Genomic DNA, 25,607 nt, shown 5'->3' with positions numbered 1-25,607 from the left:
GGGGGATGAGTCATTTTTTGCCTGAGCTGAGGAGCGATCTGCAACTAGTGGAATCGGCTACCGGTCTTGACGGCGCACCGCAATGGGTGCTGGCCGACCCGGTCACCGGACGTTATTTTACGCTAACGCCCTCGGCAATACGTCTGTTGCGGCACTGGTCGCTGCGTCATCCGCAAGCGGTGATGGAGGCGGCTAACCGTGAGCCGGGCTTGCCGTTGCAGGGCCGTGAACTGGAGCAGTTGGTACGGTTTCTGCGTAACTACGATTTGATCGCCGCCAGCGACCCGGTGCAACGACAAGGGTATGCGATTAAGGCGGCGGCAATGCGCGTCAGCCTGTGGAAAACTTTGCTGCACCAATATCTGTTTTTCCGCATCCCGTTATGGCGCCCGGACCCGGTGCTCAGCCGCTGCTGGCCCTGGCTACAACGCTATGGTCTGCCGTTATTACGGGTGGCGTTACCGTTAGTATTGCTGTTGGGAGGCTTTTTGGTCAGCCGGGACTGGGTTCGCTATACCCACTCCTTTCCCCACCTGTTCAGCCTGCAGGGGATGGCGGCTTTTGGTATCGCACTGGTCTTTGCCAAATTCATCCATGAACTGGGGCACGCGTTTATGGCTAAGCGCGCTGGCTGCCGGGTACAGACCATGGGCGTGGCGTTTATCGTGCTATTCCCGCTGTTTTATACCGATGTCAGCGATGCCTGGAAGCTGAAGGATCACCGTGCCCGGTTGTTGATTAGCGCCGGCGGTATTCTGGCGGAGCTGATGCTGGCCTGTGTGGCACTACTGGCGTGGGTGTTGTTGCCTGACGGCCCGGTACGTACCGCCGCCTTCATGCTCTCCAGCGCCACCTGGGTAACGACGCTGGTGGTTAACCTCAATCCTCTGATGCGTTTTGACGGCTACTTTTTGTTGAGTGATTTCTGGCGCGTGGAAAACCTGCAGGAACGGGCGTATGCCTTGTGCCGCTGGCGACTGCGTGAGGTGTTGTTTGGCCATGGTCGAGCAGCACCACATACCTGGTCGCCATCGATGCAGCGCAAGCTGCTGATATGGGGTTATGCCTCGTGGATATGGCGCTTTTTCCTGTTCTTCGGCATTGCGCTGGTGGTGTATCACTTTTTTATCAAAGTGATCGGCATCGTGTTGATGCTGGTGGAAATTGGTTGGTTTATCGCGCTTCCGGTAGTTAAGGAAGCCCGTATCTGGTGGTCCATGCGTAAAACTGCTCATCCCGTTAGCCTGCTACGTTCGGGCTTGATTCTGGCAGTAGCGCTGCTGGTGCTGCTGTTTCCCTGGCGCGGCAGCATCCGTATTCCTGCGGTGCTGGAAGCAGAAAACGTCAGCGCGCTGTATGCCCCGATTCCTGCGCAGGTCAAAGCGCTGTACGTCACTGACGGCCAGCAGGTAAAAGCCGGTGAGAAACTGCTGGATCTCACCTCGTCCGATTTGGACTATCGCATCAATATTGAACGCCAGCAGATTGTCGTTTTGCAGCAAAAAAGGCAGCGGGGGGCGGGGCGTCAGGAAACCGCCAGTGAAACCCAGGTGCTTGACCGTCAACTGGCGGAATCATTGGCCCGCTATCGGGGGCTGGATGCGCAACGTCAGCGGTTGTCTCTCACCGCGCCGCAGGCAGGGCTGGTGAGAGATGTGGCACGGGATATGACCGAAGGTCGCTGGTTGACCACTGATATGCCCTTGTTGCGCGTTGTTGAGCAGGGAACAGGCAAAGTACAGGGGTATTTGCCTGAAGATTCCCTGACACGTGCCAAAATCGGCATGACGGGTGATTTTATCGCCGACGATCCGGCTTATCCCCGCCTTGCGGTACAACTAAAAGAAATTGCCCCAACCGGTACCGCCTGGTTACAGCAGGAAATGCTGGCGTCTGATCGCCACGGTCCTATCGCCGTGCGCCGTGACCGTGATCACAACCCTCAACCGGTGCAGGCACAGTACCGTGTGCGTTTCGTGGTGCAGGAGGAGCAATTCCTGCCGCCGCAACAACCGCTGCGGGGCAGCGTGATGCTGGAAGGGGAAACGGAATCTATTCTTGGCGCGATGTGGCGTCGGGTAGCGGCGTTGGGGATCAGGGAAAGTGGGTTCTGACGTGTTGAAAACAAAGCCTTTCCAGGGTGATAAAATGTGTTATTCAGTTAATTCTATTAAATAGTTTTTTATGTGACGCTATAAGAAATAATTTATTCCGCCAGCGGAAAATCTCTCCTGTGTCAGCTATGTTTTTATTGTGGTTGGGTTTCTAACTGCATCACCGTTTTACGACATGACATCCTGATTGCCCCGCCCTCAGGGGTTACAACAATACGATTAAAATTATCAGATGCGCTTCACTATGCGGTGAGGCCGCCATCTGCCTAAGGAGAGATGTGTAATGAAGCGAGTTCAGCGTTTGTTTATCAAATCAGTTCTTGCTGGCGCATTAGGTTTTGCCATGCTCCCTACGTCAGCAAATGCGTGTGCTTACGAGGCTTATTTAGGTTCCGTTTGCTATATGGCGAGCAACTATTGCCCTGAATCCTACTTACCTGCCGACGGTCGAACGCTGAACGTATCCCAAAATCAGGCGCTCTATGCAGTGATTGGCAACCTTTATGGTGGTAGCGCACCGAATACCTTCGCGTTACCTGATTTGCGGGGAAGGACGGCGATAGGTACTGGTCCACTGAATGGTTCTGTTCCCGTTTATAATTCTGGGCAGAAAGTCGGGCAGGAAGGTTCAACGGTTACTGCGTCTACATCAATCACGCTGACTGCCGCTCAGATTCCGCCACATACTCATCCTGCAGGCCTGACGTTGAACGGTACTGCCGGTACGACGCCTGTGGCCAGCGGCTCTGTGTCTTTAGCGCTTTCTGGCAGTATCACCAACCTGCCTTTCAGCGCCGTAGCCAGTCTTCCTGTCACCGGTATTGCCAAAATCGGTTCGTCCACCACAACCGGGCGTAGTGCGAACCTGACCGATAAAGCCTTGTTAACCACGGTTGTTGGGCCGGCGGCCCAAATCTATGCCCCTTCTGGCACTAACGATCGGCAGGTCGGGCCGGACGGCAGCGTGACGGGTACCGCGAGTGGACCGGTCAGCGGTACCGCTAGCGGCGGGCAGTTGTCGGGAACGGCATCGGGCAACGTCAGTCTGCCGGTAACCGCTGCAGTGACAGTGGGGCCGAATGCGACGGTTCCTGCTCCGGTAGCCGTTCAGGTACAAGTACCGCTGCCAGTGCGTGATCCGTCGTTAGCGTTGACAGCCTGTATCGCGGTGAATGGTATTTTCCCGGTCCGCCCTTGAGGTGACGGCTTTCACAAGGAAAGCAGGTAACCTGCTTTCCTTCTTGTGTGGGTAACGGTGTGCTGATGAATTTACATATATAAAAATACAAATTGTAAACAAATGGTATATTTATAAGGAAGATGTCACTGACATCTTCCTTATAAATCCAGAGCATTGTTCCAGATTGAAGTGATTAAGTTTTTATTATTTAACGGTTTTTACTATGACCTTTTTGTGAGCGGTTATTTCTGGTGTCGGGGTGTTTTTATGTTATGGCGTCATCTGTTCCGTAAGAAAAGTAGCCATCTGGCTTGCTCTGTTGAACCGGTTTCCGACATACCAATAGGGTATGCACTGGAAGCCCGTATGTTATTTGATGGTGCGATTGCCGCGACGGCCGAGCAAACCACAGAAGCTCAAACGACGACTACACAAACAACCACCACGCAAACAGCCTCGGTTGGGACCGCAGCTCAGTCCGACAGTAGCAATACCGATGGCACCACTGATCAATCCGATACTTCTTCTCAACACACCAGCACGCAGAGCGCCACGACTGATAGTCACGATGTGGCAGCAGTAGCGGCGGGCGCAACCTCTCACAAAGAAGTGGTGTTTATTGATACCTCAGTGGCGGATTACCAGATATTGGTTGACCAGGTCCCTGCTGGGACGGAAGTGGTATTGCTGGATAGTAGCAAAGACGGTCTGACCCAGATGGCAGAGTGGGCACAAACCCATCACGGCTATGATGCGATTCATATCATCAGTCATGGTAGTGAAGGACAGGTTTCACTGGGGACGTTAACGTTAAATACGACGACGGCAGCGTCACGCTCCGCTGATTTAGCGACGCTGGGTTCAGCGTTGACGGAGGATGGGGATCTGTTGCTGTACGGATGTGATATCGGTGCCACGGGTAGCGGCGCGTTTCTGCAATTGCTGCATGATACGACTGGCGCTGACATTGCGGCTTCCAACGATAACACCGGTGCTGCTGCGCTAGGCGGTGACTGGGTTCTCGAAACCTCACTGGGTGATATTCAGACCAGTTCCCTGAGTGTATCCCATTACTCACATCTGCTCTCAATGGTAACATTCGTCGAGAATTCGCAAGAAGACAACGATGCGAATAGTAATAGCATGTTCGTGCGTACTATCGATGGGGCGGACTTCACATTTAAGGCGGGCTCGACGATTACAGGAACGAGCGCGAGTTATCTCGATATTCAGGAAGATACGAACCCTAATTATCAGACTTCCGGTGGTGGGATTGGCCCTGGGATCTATTCGCTATCCGACCGTAATGGCGGCAGTGGTATGGATTTCGAGATCTCGGTACAAAGTGGCTATACCTTTGATTTAACGGGATTCGAAACCCAACTTCGAACCGGCTCCCTGACGATTTATTATGTTAAAGACGGTGTCACCAATTCTTTCACTCTCTCTCCTGGCGCGGATTCATTTCATACTTACAGTGGGTTAACAACGCTGAATGATGTGACGTCGGTGGTATTTACCTCGGAAGACTATGGCCTTTTTCAAAACATTATTATCACCGATGTTAAAACGGCCTCGCCAAAAGACACCACCTCTACGCTAACCGCTGGTGCCGCCAGTGAAGCGACGACGTTTTCTACCACCGCAACCTCGGTTGCCAGCGCCACCTCATTGCTGGATTTTACCATCACGGATACGGGGGCATCGGATGGCGTCGCCACCAATGTCAGCCAGTTCTACGCTAACGTCAGTGGTACGGCGACATCATCAGAATTGAGCAAGATGACTTTCCTGCTCAGTGGCCCGGATGCCACCAACGTTGTCGGCACATACGACAGCAGCACGGGCAGAATCACGTTTTCCAGCTTAAGCCTGTCGGTTGCGAATAGCAGTAGTGAAACTTACACCATCAAAGCGTATTACAACGACAATACCGGCAGTAATGACATCACCGATCACCACACGGTGGTGCTGTCGGTGAATGCCAGCAATTTCACCACGGTCTCCGGTGGTTCAACGTTCGCCAGTAGTCAGGCCAACGTGACCAACGGCAGCGGTGCCAGCATTGATGTGGCCGCAACCAAACTGATTTATAGCCAATCGCCGTCCACCTCCGTGGTCAGTGGTATTAACTTCACCACTCAGCCAGTGCTGATCGCTGTTGACGATCGCGGCAATATCGATACCGATTTCAGCGGCACTGTTACCCTGAGCGAGAATGGCAGCGGCTCGTTGACCGGCACCACCTCGGTGACCGCCTCGAACGGTACTGCCACCTTTAGCGGCGTGAAGTACACCTCGGCCAGCGACGCCGATGCTAACTTCGTGCTGACGGCGGCATCCGGTAGTTTGGTCAGCGCTACATCTGCATCGATCAATCCGGATGTGGTGGCGACGCGACTGGTTTTTTCCACCCAGCCCGTCCCCACGACGATTCAGAACGGACAAAGCACCAGTTTTACCACCGTACCGGTCGTGCAGGCGGTCGATGCGAATGGCATGGTGGATCAGGATTACACCACCAATATTGTGCTCTCGGTGACTGACCCTAACGACAGTGTCGTCGATGGCACCGTCAACAGCCTGTCGGTCACCTCCGGGGATCACGATGCCAGCGCGACGACGGTGACATTAACGCCGTCTGGCGGTATCGCCACCTACACTGGACTCATCATCCAGTACACCAACAGCGGCAGTACCAATACGCTGGCGCTGCGCGCCACGTCAGGCGGTCTGACGGCGGTCAACAGTTCGTCGATAACCTCAACCACCAACACCGCCCCTGTTTTCAGCAACCTCAATGGCGGCGCGACCTTTACTGAAAAAGGCAGTGCGGTGGTGATGGATAACAATGTCACGGTCGCCGATACCGAGCTGAATGCGCTTAACAGTGGACTGGGCAACTATAACGGTGCGTCTATTTCAATCGCCCGTAACGGCGGGGCCAACAGTAACGATAGCTTCGGTAATAGCGGGCTGTTAGGCGCGCTGACCCAAGGGCAAAGCTTCACCTATAACGGTACGGCGGTGGGCAGTGTCACGGCGAATTCTTCCGGCACGCTGACGCTGACGTTCAATAGCAATGCGACGTCAGCGATAGTGAATGCAGTGCTGCAATCCCTGACCTATGCCAACAGCTCGAATGATCCACCGACCAGCGTGACGCTTAACTGGACCTTTAATGATGGCTCGCTCAACAGTAGCGGCACCAATCAGGCGGTGCTGAGTATCACGCCGGTTAACGATGCGCCGGTTATCAGTAATACATCGGTCAGCAAAACCTTCAATGAGGATACCGCCCAGACCTTTAGCGCTGCGGATTTTGGTTTCAGCGATGTGGACAGCGGCAACACCTTGCAATCCATTACCATCGTCACCGCACCGATTGCCGGTGAGCTGTTTATTGACGCCAACAGTGACGGCGTGCGCGATAGCGGTGATACGTTGCTTGGCGATGGTGCGGTGGTCAGTGCGGCCAACATCGGTAAATTGACCTTCCGCCCGACAGCGAATGCCAACGGCGCAGGTTATGCCTCCTTTACCTGGAAGGTTAGCGATGGCACGGCGCTGTCCGCGAATACCGGGACCATGACACTTAACGTAACACCGGTTAACGATGCGCCGGTTATCAGTAATACATCGGTCAGCAAAACCTTCAATGAGGATAGCGCCCAGACTTTCAGCGCTGCCGATTTCGGTTTCAGCGATGTGGACAGCGGCAATACCCTGCAATCCATCACCATCGTCACCGCACCGGGTGCCGGTGAGTTGTTTATTGACGCGAACAACGACGGTGTACGTGGTGGTGGCGATACGTTGCTGGGCAATGGGTCGGTGGTCAGCGCGGCTGATATCGGCAAACTGACCTTCCGCCCGACCGCGAATGCTAACGGCACGGGTTATGCCTCCTTTACCTGGAAGGTCAGCGATGGCACGGCGTTGTCCGCTAATATGGGAACGATGACCCTTAACGTAACGCCGGTTAACGATGCACCAACGTTATCCAGCGGTGCGACGGTCACCCTGACATCAACCACAGAAGATGTGACATCGTCCGCCACTACGGTGTCGTCATTGCTCAACAACGCGGGTTATGGGGATGTTGACAGCGGTGCTGCCAGTGGTATCGCTATTACTGCGACGGCAGGGCATGGCGGCTGGCAGTATTCCACCGATAGCGGAGCTAACTGGTTCAATGTCGGGACGGTATCAGGCTCATCGGCACTGCTGTTGGGATCAACCGCGCAAATTCGCTATGTACCGGACAGCGCCAATGGTGAAACTGCGACGCTGGGCTTCAGAGCGTGGGATCAAACCAGCGGCACAGCAACAGCGGGTGCCAGCAAGGGCCTGGCGGATACCTCGACGTCTGGCGGCAGCAGTGCGTTCTCCAGCAATAGCGCACAGGCATCGCTGGTGGTAACCAACGTGAATGATGCCCCTACCGTGGGAAGCACGGTCAGTACCCAAAGTGCCACCAAAGATACGGCGTTCAGCTTCACCGTGCCAGCCGGTACTTTTGTCGATGTCGATAGCGGCGATACGCTGACGTTGAGCGCGACGCAGGCGGATGGCTCGGCGCTGCCGGGCTGGCTGAGCTTTAATCCGGCCACCCGCACCTTCTCCGGTACGCCGGGCAACGGCGATGTGGGCAACCTGACCATTCGGGTGACGGCGACGGATGGCAGCAACGCCTCGGTCAGCACCACCTTTGGGTTAACGGTCAATAACAGTAATCTCCCGCCGGTGGTGTCCACCCCGGTGACCGATCAGTCCATCGCACAAAATGGCAGCTTCAACTTCACTGTTCCGGCGGGGACCTTTACCGACCCGGATACCGGCGACACGCTGACGCTGAGCGCGACGCGTGCGGATGGCTCGGCGCTGCCGGGCTGGCTGAGTTTTAATCCGACGACCCGCACCTTCTCCGGCACGCCGGGCAACGGCGATGTGGGCAACCTGACGATTCGGGTGACGGCGACGGACGGCAGCAATGCCTCGGTCAGCACCACCTTCGGTCTGGTCGTCACCAACGTTAACGATGCACCGGTGGTATCCGGTTCGCTGGGCGCGCAGACGGCGGCACAAAACGGCGGCTTCAGCTTTACCGTACCGGCAGGCACTTTTACCGACCCGGATACTGGCGACACGCTGACGCTGAGCGCGACGCGTGCGGATGGCTCGGCACTGCCGGGCTGGCTGAGTTTTAATCCGACGACCCGCACCTTCTCCGGCACGCCGGGCAACGGCGATGTGGGCAACCTGACCATTCGGGTGACGGCGACGGACGGCAGCAACGCCTCGGTCAGCACCACCTTCGGTCTGGTCGTCACCAACGTTAACGATGCACCGGTGGTATCCGGTTCGCTGGGCGCGCAGACGGCGGCACAAAACGGCGGCTTCAGCTTTACCGTGCCGGCAGGCACTTTTACCGACCCGGACAGCGGCGACACGCTGACACTGAGCGCGACGCGTGCGGATGGCTCGGCACTGCCGGGCTGGCTGAGTTTTAATCCGGCTACCCGCACCTTCTCCGGCACGCCGGGTAACGGCGATGTAGGTAACCTGACCATTCGGGTGACGGCGACGGACGGCAGCAATGCCTCGGTCAGCACCACCTTCGGTCTGGTCGTCAGCGGTAGCAGTGTGGATAACGGCGATCCGGAATTCAGGATCAATGGCGGCACAAGCGTGCAACCGACGGCTACGCCTGTGCCAGTGGTGACGGTGGCGCCAGCCGCACCGGTCACGCTAGGCGCGTTGTTCGCCCCGACATCGCTCGGTGCGCTGAATGCGACCAGCACGGCAGATAATGCTACCGCCGCGTCAACCATCTTTCAGGCGGCCCAACGCGCACCACAAGTCAGTAACGCACCGGCCAGCCAGATAGCCAGTGCGTTTGTTCAAGGTGCCGTTTCCAGCAGTGCCAGCCTGTTTGAAAGTTCGCTGGGTTCATTCCCCAGTTTCAATACCGGCGGCGCGCTGGGGGGAAGTTCTTCGCTGGCAGGGGTGTTCTCTGGTATCAGCCTGCCGTCTCTGTCGCCGATGGCGGTGTTCTCCGGCGGTAGCTGGCGCGACATCAATACCAACAGTGCCAATACCGGTCGGTTGACGACGCCGCTGGGTGGCGTGGCGATGCAATTCGCACCCGGTCTGGAGCGACAGTTACAACACATTGGGGATGATATGCAGCAGCGTTTGGCGGCGATTGAGCAGGCGTTGCTCGATATCGGCCAGATCACCGTCGAGCGACAACAAGGGTAAACGTGACCTCAGGGCAAGGTATGCAGACAATAACAACAAGAGTCAGGAGTGGAATCGTGTTAAAGGGTCGGAAATTTTTCAGTCTCAGCCTGATTGTGGTGGCCATGAGCGGTTGTGCCGTTACCAGCCAGCCTATTTCTAAGGAGCAAAGCGAACAGCGTATTCAGCAGGATAAAGTCGCCATGTTCAGCAAGCAGGAGCCGGTCACGGCGCCGATTACGCTGTACGATGCGATGGCAAGAGCGCTGAAATACAACCTGGAAGCCCGGCTTAAAGTGATGGAGCAGGCGTTATCGCAACAGCAACTGGAACTGGCTCGCTATGACATGTTGCCGCAGATGGCGATGTCGGCAGGGTATGTCGGGCGCAGCAACACCAGTGCTTCCAGCAGCCGTAGTATTTCAAGTGGACAACAATCGCTGGAACCTTCCACTTCGCTGGACCGAAACCGTGATGTAGCCGACCTGACGATGGTATGGAATGTGCTGGATTTCGGCGTCAGCTATGTCAATGCCAAGCAAAAAGCTGACCAACGTTGGATCGCCGATGAACGCAAGCGCAAGGTTGTTCATACCATTCTGCAGGATGTTCGTTCGGCTTACTGGCGGGCGGTGGCGGCAGAGCGACTGCTGGGTCGTATTGATAGCCTGATCGACCGGGTAAATCAGGCGCGTGAAGCCAGTGAACACATGAGCAAGCAGCAGGTTGGCGATCCGGTTGAAGCGCTGAGCTATCGCCGCGCGCTGATTGACGCAGTGCGTCAACTGGAAGAGCAGCGTCGCGCATTGTCGCTGGCGAAAACCGAACTGGCGACATTGATGAACCTGCCGCTGGATACCCCGTATACCCTGGCCTTGCCGGATAACCGCGAGATGCCGGTGCCGCAACTGAATGTCGATTTCAGTACCCTGGAGCAGACCGCGCTGCTGAGCCGCCCGGAACTCAAAGAGCAGGATTATCAGGTGCGTATTCATGCCGCTGAAACCCGCAAGTCGTTGCTGCGTATGCTGCCGGGGCTGGAAGTGAGCGCAGGCGGTCATTACGACAGCAACTCCTTCATGGTGAACCAAAGCTGGGCGGATGTGGGCGTGAAGGTGACCTGGAACCTGTTCAATCTACTGTCTGGACCCGCGGCGTATAAGACCGCGAAGGTCAATGAAAGCGTGTCGGAAGTGCAACGTCAGGCGATGTCGCTGGCGATTATGGCGCAACTGTACATCGCCAGAGCCAACTTTAATGAGGCGTTGCGGCAGTATAAAACCAGCGTTGAACTGCGCGATCTTGATGGCCAGATTGCCGAACAACTGAGAAACCGTTACAAGGCGAATAGCATCGGCGAACTGCAACTGATCCAGGGAGAACTGAACGCCCTGAACGCTAATCTGCGTCAGGATCTGGCTTATGCAGAACTGCGTAATAGCTATGGTCAAATCCTCTCGACAGCCGGGCTGGATTTATTGCCCAAAACGCTGCCGTCGGACCGGCTGACGGATATCAGCCAGGCGTTACGCCAGTCTGAAACCAACTGGCAGCAAGGTAAGATCGGCGCGTTGCAATCATTCTGACCGTCCGATGATTTTTCTGGCGTCCGCGACGCAGGCGCCAGAAAAACAAACCGTTGTCATAACTGACGTTACTCTGCGTTTTGTTCGGTTTTCCTCACTCCACCGTTATGCTGTTTCCATCCTGATGCGTTACCCGCAGCCGGGTGCCGGCGATTGCCGTTTGCACCGCCTGACGAATGGTCAGGGTGCCAACCACTGGATTGGGGCGTACCGAACCGGTCTTGCTGGTATCGGTGATGATAACGCAGCCGGTAGCGTGGGCGAGTTGCTGAGCCGTTTCGTCGAAACGATTAAAATACATGTGGTAGGTGCCGGGATTGTCGCATTTGCCGTAGGGCACTGATGAACTGCCAGTCCATTGTGCCGGTTGGCAGCAACCGAATAACAGCAGTGTACCGCATAACAAACATACACCTGGTAACAATGAACTCATCGGGATAATGCCGGGTAAGACAGGCTTGAGCGCCATAGAGTCTCCTGATCATAGAGCCGCCTGATAAAGGCTGGTGCCGGGGATACCGCTTCTTCAACGCTGGGCGGTGTCACGCCTTATTGCGGGACGCAGACCATTATCGTCGTTGGATGTAAAAGATCGCGGGTCTGGTGTAACAAGCCGGTTGATTACTGTGAGCACGCGTTTCTGATGGCGCAATAGTCTGGGAAATCAGCCTGCTGTTTATAGCAGGCTGACAGGTGTACTGGCTTCAGCATGAAAATATCAACGCAGTGCGGCGATAGCCACCGGGCTACTGTCGTTCAGGTTGAAAAACGTCATGGTGTCGTCCAGGTGTGTGGCTTGCTCGTGCAATGACGAACTGGCGGAGGCGGATTCTTCGACCAGTGCCGCATTTTGCTGAGAGGCTTGTTCCAGCAGGGTGATGGCGGCGTTAACCTGCTCAATACCTTTGGCTTGTTCTGACGAGGCTATTGAGATATCCGCCATGAATTCATTCACGCGTTTAATTTCGTCCATCAGCTGCGCCATATCCTGTGTGGAGTGTGAGGCAACTTTTTCGCCCTGAGTGATTTCATTGGCGGTTTTTTCGATTAACTCTTTGATTTCGCGTGCAGACCCTGCGCTGCGTTGTGCCAGACTGCGAACTTCAGACGCCACGACCGCAAAGCCTTTACCCGCTTCGCCGGCGCGGGCAGCCTCCACTGCGGCGTTAAGCGCCAGAATATTGGTCTGGAAGGCGATGCCGTCCATAATGCTGATGATTTCGTTGATCTTGTTGGAACTGTCGGCGATATGTTGGATACGTTCGATCATCTGGCTAAAGTTGCTGGCATTTTTTTCCGCCAGTTCTGCCACGGAGTTGGTCAGTGTCATGGCTTTGCCGGTGTTAGCGGTATTTTCCTGCACCGACGCGGTGATTTGTTCCATGCTGGCGGCAGTTTGCTCAACGGATGACGCCTGCGCTTCGGTACGGGCAGCAAAATCCCGGTTGGCGGAGGAAATCTGTTCTGCGCCTGCGGCTACGGAACTGGCAGATTCCCTGACATCCAGCACGATTTTGCGAAATGCCTGCTGCATGTCTTTCAGTGAAAGCATGAGTTCGCCCATCTCGGTATTATGTTGAGGCGGAATATCCAGCGTTAATACGCCCTGTTCCATCAGGCCGAAGTAGGTTCTGACTTTCTGCATTGGCGTCAGCACCACGGTGCGGATGAATTTCAGGGTAACCAGGCTTAGCAGCACGACAATCACTAATGTGGCGATGAGAATTTTTATGGTGTGGTAATAGAAATTCTCGGCGTGGTTACTCTCCTCGTCACTGACGTTTTTGGCGAGATCAACGAACTGATTCAGTTTCAGGCGGAATGTCGCGCCTTTTTTTAGCGCTTCAGGCACCAGCGTGTCGTAAAATTGAGCGGTGTTGCGATTGCGCAGCGTAGTTAACATCGGGGCAACGGCGTTGTTCATATAGTCGTTGAACAAGGCATCAATCTCGTCGCGCAGCGCCTGACCTTGTGGTGTGAGCGAAGGAATCTTGCGTAGTTCCGCCATGGTGTTGTTAGCTGAGGTGATGTAACCGTCCAGTCGTTCAAGGCTGGCCTGAATCGTGGCGTTATCTTTTTTACCCTCAATAGCCAGCGCAATATTGATACCAGCCAGTCTGGCGTTCAGCATTTCTGAATAAGCGGAATAAAGGGGGATGAGCTGCTCTCCCTCAATGCTGCTGACCTTGCGGATTGACTGGTTGCTTTGCATTGAGGAATACAGACTGAACGAGCAAACAGAGAGTAGCAACAGCACAAATACGCCGAGAACACAGTAAAGCCCATTTTTTATTTTGATTTTTTCTAACATCCCTTCTCTCCTTTAAACGACGGATTTTCCCTGTCTGCCGCTATGGTTGTTTCTGTCTTACAGACATGAAGACAACATCGGTAATTCAACAGGTAAGCTGTGTTTTTCATCAGAAGTGGTCTATCCACTCGATAAGTGGAAAGCCTAATAGTTTTATAACGAAAGGATGTTGATATAGGTCAGGCTGTGTACCGTAATGATTCGTGTCCCTGATTCTCAGCGGTTGCCATATTAGTTAGTCTGGTATCGTTTATGTCTATTGCTTCTGCATCCTTGCATGAAGTTAAGTACAAAAAATGCCTACTATTAAGCATGATGATAAAATGTAATTTTTGTCACAAAAAGGCGCCGTTTATATTTTTTTTATTAAATGGGTTAATCGGGTATTTTCTTTACGTTGTCATGCTATCCGAATTATTTAAGAGATGGGTTATTAAATAACGTGAATGACGGAAGGTTACGTGTTTGTTGATGTAGGTATTATTACTTTAATTTATTTTTTTATCATGAATATATCATTTGGCTATTTAAATATTATTTAATTAAATGACGGAGAAGTTAGGCCGATATATGGAGTGGCATCTTAAATAGCGTAGGCGGTATACCTGATATACTTCAGGTTACAGGCATCCTGATCGCCAACTCGGTTCATTTCATCAGTTCTTATCATGAAGACGTAACTCATGGTGGTGTTCAAAATGCCAGCATATTATCTGGCTACTAGAATTATTCGAGCGGTAATATTATTTAAAACAAGGAGAGTTAACTAAAAATGGCTATTCAATATAACCTTATAAGAAAAAAAGACATATTTTTTCATTTCAGGGGTGCAAAATGAGTATTATTCGTAACATCCGAATTAAAATTATGATGCTGGCTATCCTGGTTACATTTACCTTGTTATGGGGTGGGGTGTCAGTTTTCTCTCTGTATTCACTAAATAGCCTGACAGATGAGATTGGCCTGACGAATGTACAGCAAATTAACGGCGATATTATCAATGGTGCCAGCGATAGTTACTACAAAGTCAAATTATTGATGGATGAAGTTGTTATTGCTGAAAATAACAGCGAACGTGAGCGAAAATTGCTTAGTGACGCAGCGGCGGACGTGGAATTTCTGAAAGGCGGGTTGGCTCAGTTCAAGGTTACAGATCATGCTAATATCAGTAACAAATCCATTGATGATATTTATAACAGTTCCTACCAGTTGTTCAGCGAGGCGATTGTGCCGATGCTGGATGTGGTCAGGCAGAATAATCACGATGTTTATGCAAAACTCGTTGCGGAGAAATACAACCCGCTGCGGGTGAAATTCACCACCGCCATCAACGAATATAATCAGATTATTAAAAATCTGAAAACAGAAGCGCAGGCTCGCATTTCTGCCTGGGTGTACTGGTGTAAGGTTACGCTAATCGTTGCCATGATTGTCGGATTAGGCGTGCTGGTATTAACGGATCGTTATCTTGCGATTCAGATGGGACATCCGCTGGAGAAAGTTAAAGCCCATTTGCAAATTCTGTCGAATGGGAAACTGGACGTCACGATTGGCGAAATGGGGAATAATGAGGTTGGGCAGCTTATCCCGTTCGTTAACGCCATGCAGCATAGCTGGATAAAAACGGTGGCTGAGATTCGCCGAAGCGCCAGTGAAATCTATCACGGCAGCAGCGAAATCGCTGCTGGCAACAGCGATTTGTCCTCGCGTACTGAAGAACAGGCAGCTGCCTTGAGTGAAACGGCTGCCAGCATGGAACAATTGGGCGCGGTGGTGAAACAGAACGCCGATAACGCTCAACAAGCCAGCGTACTGGCCAAAGATGCATCAGCCGCGGCCAACAACGGCGGCGAAGTGGTGCACGCAGTGAGCACCAGTATGCAAAATATTACCCACAGTTCGCAGAAAATCGCCGACATCATCAACGTCATCGATGGTATTGCCTTTCAGACTAATATTCTGGCGCTGAACGCGGCGGTGGAAGCGGCGCGAGCCGGAGAAGCCGGGCGTGGGTTTGCGGTGGTGGCGAGCGAGGTCAGAAATCTGGCGCAGCGCAGTGCTCAGGCCGCGAAAGAAATCAAAACCTTGATTGACGAATCAGTGGACAATGTCAAAAACGGTTACGAGCAAGTGTCTCTGGCCAGCAAGTCGATGGAGGATATCCTGAAGTCGGTCACCAATGTGACGGATATCATGGGGGAAATCGCCTCGGCGTCCAGCGAGCAGAGCAAAGGGATTTCTCAGGTGGGAACTGCCATTACGCAAATGGACAGCGTGACGCAGCAGAATGCGGCGTTGGTTGAACAGTCTTCAGCGACCTCGTCTTCGCTGGAAGAGCAGGCGCACCACCTGAACGAAATTGTCGCGGTGTTTAAACTGCCGGGCGTAGCCGCTGCGCAGACAGCGCGCCGGGAACACAAACCGGCTGAGAAGGTAGCGGCGCTGGCTAACCTGAGTCCGGTATCACGGCAGGGAAAATCCGGCGACGACTGGACATCGTTCTGAATTTTACGGCGTCAGGCGTGACGCAAGGTTAAATCGGGATCAAACTGACAGGCGCGGCGATGCGCAGGGTGCAGCGTCTGTTTTTTGTATCTTTAAATCTAAATCGTTTGCTATTTAATTTTTAGCGATGTAAATTGGCACCCATGAACAGAAACGATACCAACACCAAACCGATACTGAGTGACGAGGCTTTCCGGCTGGATGGTCAACTCTGTTTCGCGCTCTACTCAGCGAATCTGGCGATGAACAAGTTGTATCGCCGTTTGCTCGCGGAGCTAAACCTCACTTATCCCCAGTATCTGGTGATGCTGGTGCTGTGGGAACGCGATGGGGTCACGGTATCTGAACTGGGCGAGCGCCTTTTTCTTGATTCCGCTACGTTGACGCCGCTGCTCAAGCGCTTGCAAACCGCGGGGCTGGTAACGCGCCGTCGTGGCACGGAAGATGAACGCCAGGTGCTGATTGAGCTGACTGATGACGGACATCGTTTGCAGGATAAAGCGAAGGCGGTGCCGCAAGGCGTATTCTGTGCATCAGAATGTAATATCGAGCAGTTGCGTGCCATTAAGCGCGAGTTGGAAATGCTTCGCGCCAACCTCATCAGGCATATTTGATGGCGTGATGTTCATTTATTGACTATATTTTTACATTCAATTAAGTAGTGTGCGATTTAGTCTTTAACGATTAAATTAACCAGTTTCATCCACTCAAAGGAGTCACATGATGTCTATTGAAAAAGTTCTCTACGTTGCTCATGCCGAGGTTACCGGTGGTCGTGATGGTCGTGCGGTTTCTTCCGACCAACAGTTGGATGTTAAATTGACTACTCCGCGTGAACTGGGTGGAGCCGGTGGTGCGGGGACTAACCCTGAACAACTGTTTGCTGCTGGTTACTCCGCCTGCTTCCTGGGGGCGCTGAAGTTTGTCGGCGCACGCGACAACGTATCGATTCCGGCGGGCACCACCATTAATGGCAGCGTGGGGATCGGTGCGATCCCGAACGGCTTCGGCATCGAAGTGGAGTTGAAAATTACATTACCGGGTCTGGACCGTGCGACAGCGGAAGATCTGGTACAGAAAGCACACATTGTCTGCCCGTACTCCAATGCGACGCGCGGCAACATTGATGTAAAACTGACGGTTATCTGAGTCAGGTGAAAGCCGTCTTCGCTGAACTAAGTAAGCGTCTGAAATAATCCGATTCCCCGGCTAACGCTGGGGAATCGGGAGCAATCTGGAAAAGCTTATCTAACGCACTGGTATTGTGCGGATAGGCTGAATGGTTCAGTACCTGATGTACGCCGTGTTTACCTCGATTCTGCCGTCCACGATACACATCACTTAAACGCCACTTTCTACGAGTAATCGCAATCCGTTTTTCTGCATTGAATATACCGGGGTAAGAAAACTTTTCAGGATGGGCGTTGGTGACTCAGGAATGGTTATGCAACCGAGATAAGAATATTTGTTGAACAATATCATGATGAAAAGCAAGCCAATGAGAATAAAGGGTTCACTACATCGGTTATTGTGATTCTCTTTTTTATGATAAAGCGATGTTGTACTCGCTAAATTTTATTGGGTTATTTATGGAGTGGTATTGACTATAAAAATATATAGAAAAACAAGCTGCTACAAATAAGGAGAAATATAGGCGTTATCGTCCTGGTTTGTTCGATCATCGCCTGATTGCAAGTGATGGCGGTTGGTTCCTGAACCCGTCGAACAGTAGTTTGAAAGCCAGGCTCAAGGTGCAGGGTTGACCGTCGGTGACGATGTTTCCTGCCGGGGGTTGCCTTGCCTGATAGTAAGTAGCATTTCCAACAAGCTTGGATAATCGACCAGACTGGAAAAATCCAAGGGGTAAGCCTTGTCGCGGTTGGGAAGGATATGGCATTGCAATTCCCGTTCGTAGTGGCGTGGGTATTGCGCTTTTTCAATCGCAGGTAACGAGCGATAGTTTTTCAGTACTTCGGTAAAAAAGCGTATTTGCCATTGTGGCTGACCATAGTTGAGACGAGCCTGTGTGACAATGTGCTGGCGCCAGGCCTGGTCCTGTGCATAAGCTTCACTCCAGGCGGCACGGCGTTCATTTAGGGTAAACACGCCGCTATCGTCGTAGACTATCAACGATAATTGCTGATAAGTCAGCCCATTGAACGGGTTTGTACCTATGCCATTGGCAAAAGCGGTGGCCTGACGGACTCGCGCCAGACGCTCGCGGACATCGGCAGTTGGCTGGCCAGTGTCGCCCTGAGCGCTATCGCCGTCTTCTATACTAGTGAGCTGATCGAGCAGCGCTCGCGCTTTTTGCTGTAATTCCTGTCGGCTCATCGTTGCTTCCCGTGCGCGGGAACGCACGGCGGCGTCATGTAATTGCCGTTCAAGCAAGGAAGACAAAAATATATTAACGTCCGGCATCAGCGTACTCTCCAGGAATGGGCCAGCAACCTGCTTTTTAAAACGGCTTTTTAAAAGTCCGCATAAAAAGAATTAAAGGGTGGTTGTGGTGTTGTCGAGTAATAACGCTACTGGAAACTGACAGTATTATTCTGATTTTGATGTGTCAGTCATTGATGTTTTATTCAGTGTCGGCTTAATTTGCCAGAATAAAGGTTTATGCTCAATCAGATTTTATAGCTAAAACGTCTTATTTATTTCATTGGCGAAAAACTTGACGGAAAAATAGTGGCACCAGTGTCCGCCTGGTACTGACTAGTCATCAGTGACGGTTTCTTGTGCAGGTGTTGCGCTATCCGATTGGCGATATTATAAACAAACAAAACAATGGGGATGAAAAAGGGCTTGCCATAGAGAAACAACCGGTCCATAATCAGCGCCATTCCAAACGCCTTAAAGTGTTAAAGCCTTTATAATCAATGGATTACAAAGAATTAGATGCTTAAAGGCGCTTTGAATAACCCTTCTACGCGGGAATAGCTCAGTTGGTAGAGCACGACCTTGCCAAGGTCGGGGTCGCGAGTTCGAGTCTCGTTTCCCGCTCCAAAGTTTTTCTTCTTTCTTTCAGTAAATACTCTTTTATCTCAAACTATTATCCATAAGCTACCGTTATTTGGCGTTGCCGTAGTTTCATATATCATCAGCGGCATGATTATCCACTGGTGATAACAATGATATCCATTTTGCTGTTGGATTCCCGTGCGGATGAACTACGAGATATGCTGCATAACGTGGCGCCAGGCTTGCCGCTGGTGATTGGCTCCGGTGAACCTGCTCAGGCTGCAACCTGCGACATCTGGGTAGGCGAGCCAGACAAGGCTGCCCGGTTGCTGGCTCAGGGGGTGAAACCTCTCTGGCTGCAGTCAACCTGGGCCGGTTATCAACCTTTGCTGGCCGCAGGGCTACCGCGTGATTATCGCTTAAGTCGGGCGGTGGGGGTATTTGGCCAGCCTATTGCTGAATACGTAATAGCCTATCTGTTGCAGCATGAGTTGCATCTGGCGCAACGTTATCGGAGTCAGCAGAGTGGTGAATGGAAAAAGGTATTGCCGGGATCACTGTTTGGGCGTCGGGTGTTGATTGTCGGCGCGGGGGATATAGGCCGTGAAGTAGCGGCTTTTTTGCAGCCGTTTGGCGTCGTGCTGCATGGTATTGCCCATTCACCGCGTGAGATGCCGCTGTTTGAGCGTGTGGATGGATTATCATCACTTGAACAGGCCGTTGCGTCAGCAGATTATGTCATCAACATCTTACCGGATACGCCAGAGACGACGAATATCTACCATGCGAAGGTGTTTGCTGCGATGAAGCCTTCGGCATTATTTATTAATGTGGGTCGCGGTACTGCAGTGGTGGATGCCGATTTGTGTACTGCCTTGAGCGAGAGGCGGATCGCTGCGGCGGTGCTGGATGTGTTTCGGCAAGAACCGCTAACGGAGTCGCATCCTTTCTGGCAGACGCCGAATCTTACGATCACCGCACATGTTGCCGGACCTCTGGTGCCTGCCCGGTTGGGGGAATTGTTTTTGGATAATCTGCCGCGCTTCCGGCAAGGGCTGGCGCTGGTGGGTGAGGTGAATTTCTCACGGTCTTACTGATGATAAGATGTTGGTTTCTGAATAAAGGGGATAAAATTGTTTTTTCCCTCTTGTCAGCGTGGGCAGATTGGTTCATAATGCTGCCCTCTTTGCGATGTGGTGTTTAAAGTGCAATTAAATCAATGAGTTAGTTGCGCAATTACAAGGGTGGCGCAAAATATGTCCACGCCAGTTTGCGTTTGTTGAAAAAACGTCAATACTTAAGCGTTGCATGTGCGGGAATAGCTCAGTTGGTAGAGCACGACCTTGCCAAGGTCGGGGTCGCGAGTTCGAGTCTCGTTTCCCGCTCCAGTTTTTCACTCTCCTATTCTTTTTCAGTTGTCATATCGTTTTTCTGCATATGTTCATACTTTTCTGAACAGACTTATCCACAGCCTAAAAACAGGCGTCGTGTACTTACGTTGAAACATCATGAAAAAGATTTTATTTCAACACATTGAAATAAAAGGATAATTTTATGATAAAAAACGCTATCAAGATCACTTGTACTTTTTGTGATGATTGATTGACAACGTTTTTTTAAAATTATCCACAGATAAATCGTTCAGCCTCGTCAAACCATTGCAATGCAAAATTTCAGGCATCTCGTGGCAAACCTTTCTCGACTGCGCGGATCAATCGCTTTTTTTGCGGCAACTGAATGTCAACAGCGTACTGCTCACGTCGTACCAATTGTTGGCTGATTGCCCAGTGAATGTGTTCATCCAGCAAGGCGCTTTCCCCTAATCGGGTTTGCAGCGCCAGAACAATGCGATCTTCGTAGGGGGCGTTGCCCAGCGCGACTGCAATATTGCGCAGCCAACGTTCGTGGCCGATGCGGCGAATGGCTGAGCCTTCAGTGACTCGCAGGAAACGGGCTTCATCCCAGCTAAATAATTCCAGTAACTCCGGTGCGTGCAGCGCCGCCCGTGGGCTGAAGTCGGGTTCATCGGTGAGTTGTGAGAAACGGTTCCAGGGGCAGATCAACTGACAATCGTCGCAGCCGTAAATGCGGTTTCCCATTAAAGGGCGCAGGGACTCCGGAATGGGGCCTTCCAGTTCAATCGTCAGATAGGAAATACAACGGCGGGCATCAACGGTATAAGGTTCGACAATAGCGCCGGTAGGGCAGGTCGTCATGCAGGCGACACATTTGCCACACTGTTCTTCAACCGGCTGGTCTACCGGCAAAGGCAGGTCAATCAACAGTTCTCCCAGAAAGAACCAGGAACCTGCCTCCCGGTTCAACACCAGTGAGTGCTTGCCAACCCAGCCAAGCCCGGCTTTAGCAGCCAGTGGCCGTTCCATGATCGGCGCGGAATCGACAAAGGGGCGAAATTGCAACTCACCGCAGTGCTCTTGAATCCGGTCGCCCAGTTTTTTCAGCCGCTGACGCAGTAGCTTATGGTAGTCGCGCCCCAAGGCGTAGCGGCTGACATAACCGAGGTGCGGGTTTTTCAGCGTGCTGGCAAACGCGGCTTTGGGAGGCAGATAATTCATGCGTACACTGATGACGCGCAACGTACCGGGCAGCAGTTCATGCGGACGTGCTCGCATCATGCCATGACGCGCCATCCATTCCATTTCGCCGTGATACTGCTGGTCTAGCCACGCCTGAAGCCGGGGTTCTTCATGAGACAAATCGGTGTCGCAAATTCCCACTTGCTGGAAACCCAATTCAAGCCCCCATTGTTTAATGAGTTGTGCGAGTTTGTGGAGATCGTCGGGGTATGTCATGGGTAACCATCAAGAAGCAACCGGGAAGCTGATTTTATCATTTGTTTCTCTGACACCGCTTGTGCTGAATTGAATTCAGCGTATTCGTTATCTTTTTCCGTTTATCGGTGTATGGCCCTTCCCGGCAGACCTTGCTAAGTTGGGGGGCACTATCCTGCTTACCGACTGAGGGATGAGATGCATCAAAATCAACGCGTGTATCAGCCCGGCGTATCATTACCCGACCTGCCTCATACTGTTTTTTTGCCTGACTGGTTGCGCCGTGAGGAACCCAGAGCGGCGGAGTTTGTCGGCGTCTCATTACATACGCTTATGCTTCGTGCGGGCGATGCGGCTTTTCGTATTGCACGGCAGCAGTATCCTGCTGCCCGGCACTGGTTGATTCTGTGCGGGCAAGGCAACAACGGCGGCGATGGGTACGTGGTTGCCGCGCTGGCACACAATGCCGGACTGACGGTAACCGTAGTCGCGCAGCGTGGCAATCAGCCTCTGCCGGCAGAAGCGCATCTGGCGCGTCAGGCATGGCGTGATATGGGCGGCAGCGAACAGCATGTGGATGCGCCATGGCCTGATGGCGTAGATTTGATCATTGACGGACTGCTGGGAACCGGGCTAACGTCCGCTCCCCGCGCACCTTATGATGCGCTGATTATTCAGGCTAACCACCACCCGGCACCGATCATCGCGTTGGATATTCCCTCTGGATTGAATGCGCAAACCGGCGTTTACTCAGGGGCTGTGATTCACGCCGCGCACACGGTGACGTTTATTACGCTCAAACCCGGCATATTAACCGGACAGGCACGGGATGTCGTCGGGCGGCTTCACCACCATGATTTGGGATTGGGCGACTGGCTGGCGCAACAGACAGCGCCGATTGCGCGTTTGACAGCGTCCTCGCTGACGCAATGGCTGAAGCCGCGACGTCCAGGCGCGCACAAAGGCGAACATGGCCGATTGCTGATCATCGGCGGCGATGAGGGCACCGGCGGTGCGGTTTTTATGGCGGGAGAAGCGGCACTACGTAGTGGTTCGGGCTTGGTGCGAGTGCTTACTCACAGGCACTATCTGGCCACGTTACTGGTGGCGCGCCCGGAACTGATGGTGCAGGAACTGACCACGGATTCGGTCAACGCGGGCATCGAATGGGCTGATGTGGTGGTGATAGGACCGGGGTTGGGTCAGCGTGAATGGGGAAAAAACGCACTACGAATCGCAGAAAATTGTAACAAATCCATGTTATGGGATGCTGATGCGCTCAACCTGCTGGCAATCAGTCCGCATAAACGTCAGAATCGCGTTTTGACGCCTCATCCCGGTGAAGCGGCCCGTCTGTTGAACTGCCGGATTGCTGATATTGAGAGTGATCGCTTACTTGCTGCGCAACGTCTGGTAAAACGCTATGGCGGCGTTGTTGTGCTAAAGGGCGCTGGTACGGTGCTGGCAAACGAACAGGGCGCACTGGCGATTGCCGATGTGGGGAATCCGGGCATGGCGACTGGCGGCATGGGAGACGTGCTGGCGGGCATGATTGGGGCGATGTTGGCGCAAGGGCTGTCGTTGTATGACGCGGCCTGCGCTGGCTGTGTGGCTCACGGCGCGGCAGCAGATTGGCTGGCGCAGCGACAGGGCACACGCGGGATGTTGGCAACCGATTTGATGGCGGTATTGCCGCAGTATGTAAATCCTGAGCGGATATCCTTAGAAAACACAGAATGAAGACGCTTTTGTTACCTTTGCCGGATGAGGCAGCTACGATTGCGCTGGGGGCGGCGTTAGCCAGAGCCTGCGAGTGCGCTACTATTATTTATCTACTGGGTGATCTGGGGGCGGGTAAGACCACGTTGAGCCGCGGATTCCTGCAGGCGCTGGGTCACCAGGGTAATGTGAAAAGCCCGACCTATACGCTGGTGGAACCTTATGCGCTGTTGCCGCGCCCGGTATATCACTTTGACCTTTATCGACTGGCGGACCCTGAAGAACTGGAGTTCATGGGGATTCGTGACTATTTTTCGCAAGATGCTATCTGCCTGATTGAGTGGCCGCAACAAGGCGCAGGCATCCTGCCGGATGCGGATATTGAGTTGCTGCTCGGTTACCAGGGCGTGGGCCGACAGGCGGAGATTAAAGCCCGTACACCAGAAGGTGAACGGATTGTGGCGGCATTGGCTGCACAACCGGAGCAGGAAGCGCCATGACTATGCGGTTGATGAGAGCGTTGTCAGGGCTATTGCTGATGCTGTCATGGCCGCTGTGGGCCAGCAGCCTGACCGATATTCGTGTGAATAACGCAGCCAGTGAGGCGATTGTTACGCTGAGTTTCAGTGGTCAGCCAGTATATGAATATTTTTCGTTGAGCAACCCGAATCGGGTGGTTATCGATATCAGTCAGTCCGGCGTCATGAAAGGATTGCCGTTGGCGTTTAATGGCCAGAATCTGATTGGCCGCATCCGTACCAGCAACGCCAAAGACCCTAAAAGCCTGCGTCTGGTTATCGACCTGACGCAGAAGGTACAGGTCAGGGCGGCGAAGGATGGTGCGAGTGCAGTGTTTACTCTGACTGGTGAGCGCAAACCTACAGCCCGTAAGCCTATAGCGCAGCCGTCGGCGCAGGTCGGGCGCAATCCGCTGGTACCTCAGACATCCACTGCCGCCGTCGCGTCGGTGCCGACCCGTGTGTCAGGGCGGTCAGGCAACGGCGAGAAAATCATTGTAGCGATTGATGCCGGCCACGGTGGTCAGGACCCCGGCGCGACTGGGCCGGGTGGGCTACATGAAAAAAATGTCACTATCTCGATAGCGCGTAAACTGCGCGCCATTATGAGTGCCGACCCGGAGTTCAAACCGGTTCTGACCCGTGATGGCGACTACTTTATTTCGGTGATGGGGCGTTCCGACGTAGCGCGCAAGCAGGGGGCTAACCTGCTGGTTTCGATTCATGCCGATGCCGCGCCTAACCGTGGCGCGACGGGCGCATCGGTATGGGTGTTATCCAACCGGCGCGCCAACAGCGAAATGGCCAACTGGCTGGAACAACACGAAAAGCAGTCCGAGTTGCTGGGTGGCGCGGGCGATTTGCTGGCTAATAGCGCTGCTGACCCTTACCTGAGTCAGGCGGTGCTGGATTTGCAGTTCGGCCATTCACAGCGGGTAGGCTACGATGTGGCGGTAAAAGTGTTGCGTGAATTGCAGCGGGTTGGCAACTTGCATAAGCGCCGGCCAGAGCACGCCAGCCTGGGTGTACTGCGTTCACCGGATATTCCGTCTTTACTGGTGGAAACCGGGTTTATCTCTAATCCGAGCGAGGAACGGCTGCTGGGCAGCAACGAGTATCAGGAAAAAATTGCCAACGCTATCTATCAGGGGTTGCGCAGCTATTTCCAGACTCATCCGTTACAAAATGTCCCAAAGCAGGAAAACCGTCCGCTCGGTTTGCAGACGGTGAAGAAAAAGACAACGGCCACTGAGCCTGTTCAGGCAGCAACAGGGGCAACGGGGCGTCATACTGTGGTGACCGGAGAAACGTTATCGGGAATCGCCGCGCGTTATGGTGTCAGTATGGACGCCATTCGTGACGTTAACCACCTGAAGAAAGACGTGGTCTGGGTGGGGCAGCGGTTGAAGATTCCATCCGACGCTTCATCGGTGGCTGGAACAGCGTCAGCGACGAAGAGCAAACCCGTTGTGACCACCCTATCCCCGCGCACGAAGAAAAGCGCAACCGTGATAAAACACAAAGTAGTGCGGGGCGATACGCTGAGTGACATCGCTAGCCGGTATGGCGTAAGTATGAAAGTTATCCAGCAGGCGAACAACATGTCTTCCGGTACTGTGCAGTTGGGGCAGACGTTGATTATCCCTTCTGCCTGATCCGGTTGAAACGAGGAGAATCC

At 53.2% G+C, this 25,607-nt stretch carries 16 protein-coding genes and 2 tRNA genes; 13 read left to right on the top strand and 5 right to left on the bottom strand.

Annotated elements, in window-relative coordinates; all coding sequences use genetic code 11:
• Positions 1 to 5: 5 nt before the first annotated feature.
• From Dpoa2040_RS13350 to Dpoa2040_RS13335, 4 genes are all read left to right on the top strand, one after another.
• A complete protein-coding gene (locus Dpoa2040_RS13350; RefSeq protein ID WP_168641558.1) occupies positions 6 to 2,114 on the top strand; it encodes an HlyD family efflux transporter periplasmic adaptor subunit in 2,109 nt (702 codons plus the stop codon).
• 283 nt (positions 2,115 to 2,397) lie between these two features.
• A complete protein-coding gene (locus Dpoa2040_RS13345) occupies positions 2,398 to 3,312 on the top strand; it encodes a phage tail protein (RefSeq protein ID WP_042873002.1) in 915 nt (304 codons plus the stop codon).
• 249 nt (positions 3,313 to 3,561) lie between these two features.
• Positions 3,562 to 9,558 carry a putative Ig domain-containing protein gene (locus Dpoa2040_RS13340; RefSeq protein ID WP_168641557.1) on the top strand — a complete coding sequence of 1,999 codons (5,997 nt, stop codon included), beginning with the start codon at positions 3,562 to 3,564 and terminating at the stop codon, positions 9,556 to 9,558.
• 56 nt (positions 9,559 to 9,614) lie between these two features.
• Entirely contained in the window at positions 9,615 to 11,123 is a 1,509-nt protein-coding gene (locus Dpoa2040_RS13335) for a TolC family protein (RefSeq protein WP_168641556.1), read from the top strand.
• A gap of 94 nt (positions 11,124 to 11,217) precedes the next feature.
• On the opposite strand, the gene Dpoa2040_RS13330 is transcribed toward Dpoa2040_RS13335, so the two are convergent.
• Both Dpoa2040_RS13330 and Dpoa2040_RS13325 read right to left on the bottom strand, forming a co-directional pair.
• Complete coding sequence (locus Dpoa2040_RS13330) at positions 11,218 to 11,592, bottom strand: STN domain-containing protein (protein ID WP_128569790.1); 375 nt, start codon at positions 11,590 to 11,592, stop codon at positions 11,218 to 11,220.
• A 249-nt stretch (positions 11,593 to 11,841) separates the two neighbouring features.
• On the bottom strand, positions 11,842 to 13,434 hold the full coding sequence (locus tag Dpoa2040_RS13325) for a methyl-accepting chemotaxis protein (protein WP_168641555.1): 1,593 nt from the start codon (positions 13,432 to 13,434) through the stop codon (positions 11,842 to 11,844).
• 834 nt (positions 13,435 to 14,268) lie between these two features.
• Here Dpoa2040_RS13325 and Dpoa2040_RS13320 point away from each other — a divergent pair.
• The 3 genes from Dpoa2040_RS13320 (at position 14,269) to Dpoa2040_RS13310 (ending at position 17,088) form a co-directional block, all read left to right on the top strand.
• The gene (locus Dpoa2040_RS13320; protein WP_168641554.1) at positions 14,269 to 15,939 is read left to right on the top strand and encodes a methyl-accepting chemotaxis protein; all 1,671 of its coding nucleotides are present in this window, start codon (positions 14,269 to 14,271) and stop codon (positions 15,937 to 15,939) included.
• Positions 15,940 to 16,082: 143 nt separating this feature from the next.
• A complete protein-coding gene (locus Dpoa2040_RS13315; protein ID WP_168641553.1) occupies positions 16,083 to 16,553 on the top strand; it encodes a MarR family winged helix-turn-helix transcriptional regulator in 471 nt (156 codons plus the stop codon).
• A 109-nt stretch (positions 16,554 to 16,662) separates the two neighbouring features.
• The gene (locus tag Dpoa2040_RS13310) at positions 16,663 to 17,088 is read left to right on the top strand and encodes an organic hydroperoxide resistance protein (protein ID WP_042872986.1); all 426 of its coding nucleotides are present in this window, start codon (positions 16,663 to 16,665) and stop codon (positions 17,086 to 17,088) included.
• A gap of 597 nt (positions 17,089 to 17,685) precedes the next feature.
• Here the strand turns inward: Dpoa2040_RS13310 and Dpoa2040_RS13305 are convergent.
• Together Dpoa2040_RS13305 and Dpoa2040_RS13300 are read right to left on the bottom strand one after the other, a co-directional pair.
• The gene (locus tag Dpoa2040_RS13305) at positions 17,686 to 18,360 is read right to left on the bottom strand and encodes a hypothetical protein (RefSeq protein WP_042872985.1); all 675 of its coding nucleotides are present in this window, start codon (positions 18,358 to 18,360) and stop codon (positions 17,686 to 17,688) included.
• 233 nt (positions 18,361 to 18,593) lie between these two features.
• Positions 18,594 to 18,782 carry a hypothetical protein gene (locus Dpoa2040_RS13300; RefSeq protein WP_168641552.1) on the bottom strand — a complete coding sequence of 63 codons (189 nt, stop codon included), beginning with the start codon at positions 18,780 to 18,782 and terminating at the stop codon, positions 18,594 to 18,596.
• An 87-nt stretch (positions 18,783 to 18,869) separates the two neighbouring features.
• Here Dpoa2040_RS13300 and Dpoa2040_RS13295 point away from each other — a divergent pair.
• The 3 genes from Dpoa2040_RS13295 (at position 18,870) to Dpoa2040_RS13285 (ending at position 20,288) form a co-directional block, all read left to right on the top strand.
• A tRNA-Gly gene (locus Dpoa2040_RS13295) sits at positions 18,870 to 18,945 on the top strand.
• A gap of 125 nt (positions 18,946 to 19,070) precedes the next feature.
• Positions 19,071 to 19,997, top strand: a complete 927-nt coding sequence (locus Dpoa2040_RS13290) for a D-2-hydroxyacid dehydrogenase (RefSeq protein ID WP_168641550.1) — start codon at positions 19,071 to 19,073, stop codon at positions 19,995 to 19,997.
• Positions 19,998 to 20,212: 215 nt separating this feature from the next.
• Positions 20,213 to 20,288 (top strand) — tRNA-Gly (locus Dpoa2040_RS13285).
• 285 nt (positions 20,289 to 20,573) lie between these two features.
• Here Dpoa2040_RS13285 and queG read toward each other — a convergent pair.
• Complete coding sequence (gene queG, locus Dpoa2040_RS13280; protein WP_042872979.1) at positions 20,574 to 21,713, bottom strand: tRNA epoxyqueuosine(34) reductase QueG; 1,140 nt, start codon at positions 21,711 to 21,713, stop codon at positions 20,574 to 20,576.
• Between the two features lie 177 nt (positions 21,714 to 21,890).
• Here queG and nnr point away from each other — a divergent pair, with 177 nt between their 5' ends.
• Genes nnr through amiB form a run of 3 tightly spaced genes read left to right on the top strand, consistent with a single transcriptional unit; the run spans position 21,891 to position 25,584 of the window.
• Complete coding sequence (gene nnr / locus Dpoa2040_RS13275) at positions 21,891 to 23,432, top strand: bifunctional ADP-dependent NAD(P)H-hydrate dehydratase/NAD(P)H-hydrate epimerase (protein ID WP_168641548.1); 1,542 nt, start codon at positions 21,891 to 21,893, stop codon at positions 23,430 to 23,432.
• Positions 23,429 to 23,911 carry a tRNA (adenosine(37)-N6)-threonylcarbamoyltransferase complex ATPase subunit type 1 TsaE gene (tsaE, locus tag Dpoa2040_RS13270; RefSeq protein WP_168641547.1) on the top strand — a complete coding sequence of 161 codons (483 nt, stop codon included), beginning with the start codon at positions 23,429 to 23,431 and terminating at the stop codon, positions 23,909 to 23,911. Before nnr ends, tsaE begins: the two co-directional genes overlap by 4 nt.
• Complete coding sequence (gene amiB, locus Dpoa2040_RS13265; protein WP_168641545.1) at positions 23,908 to 25,584, top strand: N-acetylmuramoyl-L-alanine amidase AmiB; 1,677 nt, start codon at positions 23,908 to 23,910, stop codon at positions 25,582 to 25,584. The genes tsaE and amiB overlap by 4 nt, the downstream gene beginning before the upstream one ends.
• The last annotated feature ends 23 nt before the right edge of the window (positions 25,585 to 25,607 follow it).

Origin of the sequence: Dickeya sp. CFBP 2040, from assembly GCF_012273755.1 — a bacterium.
GTDB lineage: Bacteria > Pseudomonadota > Gammaproteobacteria > Enterobacterales > Enterobacteriaceae > Dickeya > Dickeya poaceiphila.
This window is presented reverse-complemented; position numbering and strand designations above follow the sequence as displayed.

Excerpts from the sequence above, each read along its gene's own strand:
- queG (WP_042872979.1), bottom strand. The coding sequence starts at position 21,713 with ATGACATACCCCGACGATCTCCACAAACTCGCACAACTCATTAAACAA.
- Dpoa2040_RS13315 (WP_168641553.1), top strand. The coding sequence starts at position 16,083 with ATGAACAGAAACGATACCAACACCAAACCGATACTGAGTGACGAGGCT.
- Dpoa2040_RS13350 (WP_168641558.1), top strand. The coding sequence starts at position 6 with ATGAGTCATTTTTTGCCTGAGCTGAGGAGCGATCTGCAACTAGTGGAA.
- Dpoa2040_RS13305 (WP_042872985.1), bottom strand. The coding sequence starts at position 18,360 with ATGCCGGACGTTAATATATTTTTGTCTTCCTTGCTTGAACGGCAATTA.
- Dpoa2040_RS13290 (WP_168641550.1), top strand. The coding sequence starts at position 19,071 with ATGATATCCATTTTGCTGTTGGATTCCCGTGCGGATGAACTACGAGAT.
- Dpoa2040_RS13345 (WP_042873002.1), top strand. The coding sequence starts at position 2,398 with ATGAAGCGAGTTCAGCGTTTGTTTATCAAATCAGTTCTTGCTGGCGCA.
- Dpoa2040_RS13340 (WP_168641557.1), top strand. The coding sequence starts at position 3,562 with ATGTTATGGCGTCATCTGTTCCGTAAGAAAAGTAGCCATCTGGCTTGC.
- Dpoa2040_RS13325 (WP_168641555.1), bottom strand. The coding sequence starts at position 13,434 with ATGTTAGAAAAAATCAAAATAAAAAATGGGCTTTACTGTGTTCTCGGC.
- Dpoa2040_RS13330 (WP_128569790.1), bottom strand. The coding sequence starts at position 11,592 with ATGGCGCTCAAGCCTGTCTTACCCGGCATTATCCCGATGAGTTCATTG.
- Dpoa2040_RS13320 (WP_168641554.1), top strand. The coding sequence starts at position 14,269 with ATGAGTATTATTCGTAACATCCGAATTAAAATTATGATGCTGGCTATC.
- Dpoa2040_RS13310 (WP_042872986.1), top strand. The coding sequence starts at position 16,663 with ATGTCTATTGAAAAAGTTCTCTACGTTGCTCATGCCGAGGTTACCGGT.
- tsaE (WP_168641547.1), top strand. The coding sequence starts at position 23,429 with ATGAAGACGCTTTTGTTACCTTTGCCGGATGAGGCAGCTACGATTGCG.
- Dpoa2040_RS13300 (WP_168641552.1), bottom strand. The coding sequence starts at position 18,782 with ATGGCGCTGATTATGGACCGGTTGTTTCTCTATGGCAAGCCCTTTTTC.
- nnr (WP_168641548.1), top strand. The coding sequence starts at position 21,891 with ATGCATCAAAATCAACGCGTGTATCAGCCCGGCGTATCATTACCCGAC.
- amiB (WP_168641545.1), top strand. The coding sequence starts at position 23,908 with ATGACTATGCGGTTGATGAGAGCGTTGTCAGGGCTATTGCTGATGCTG.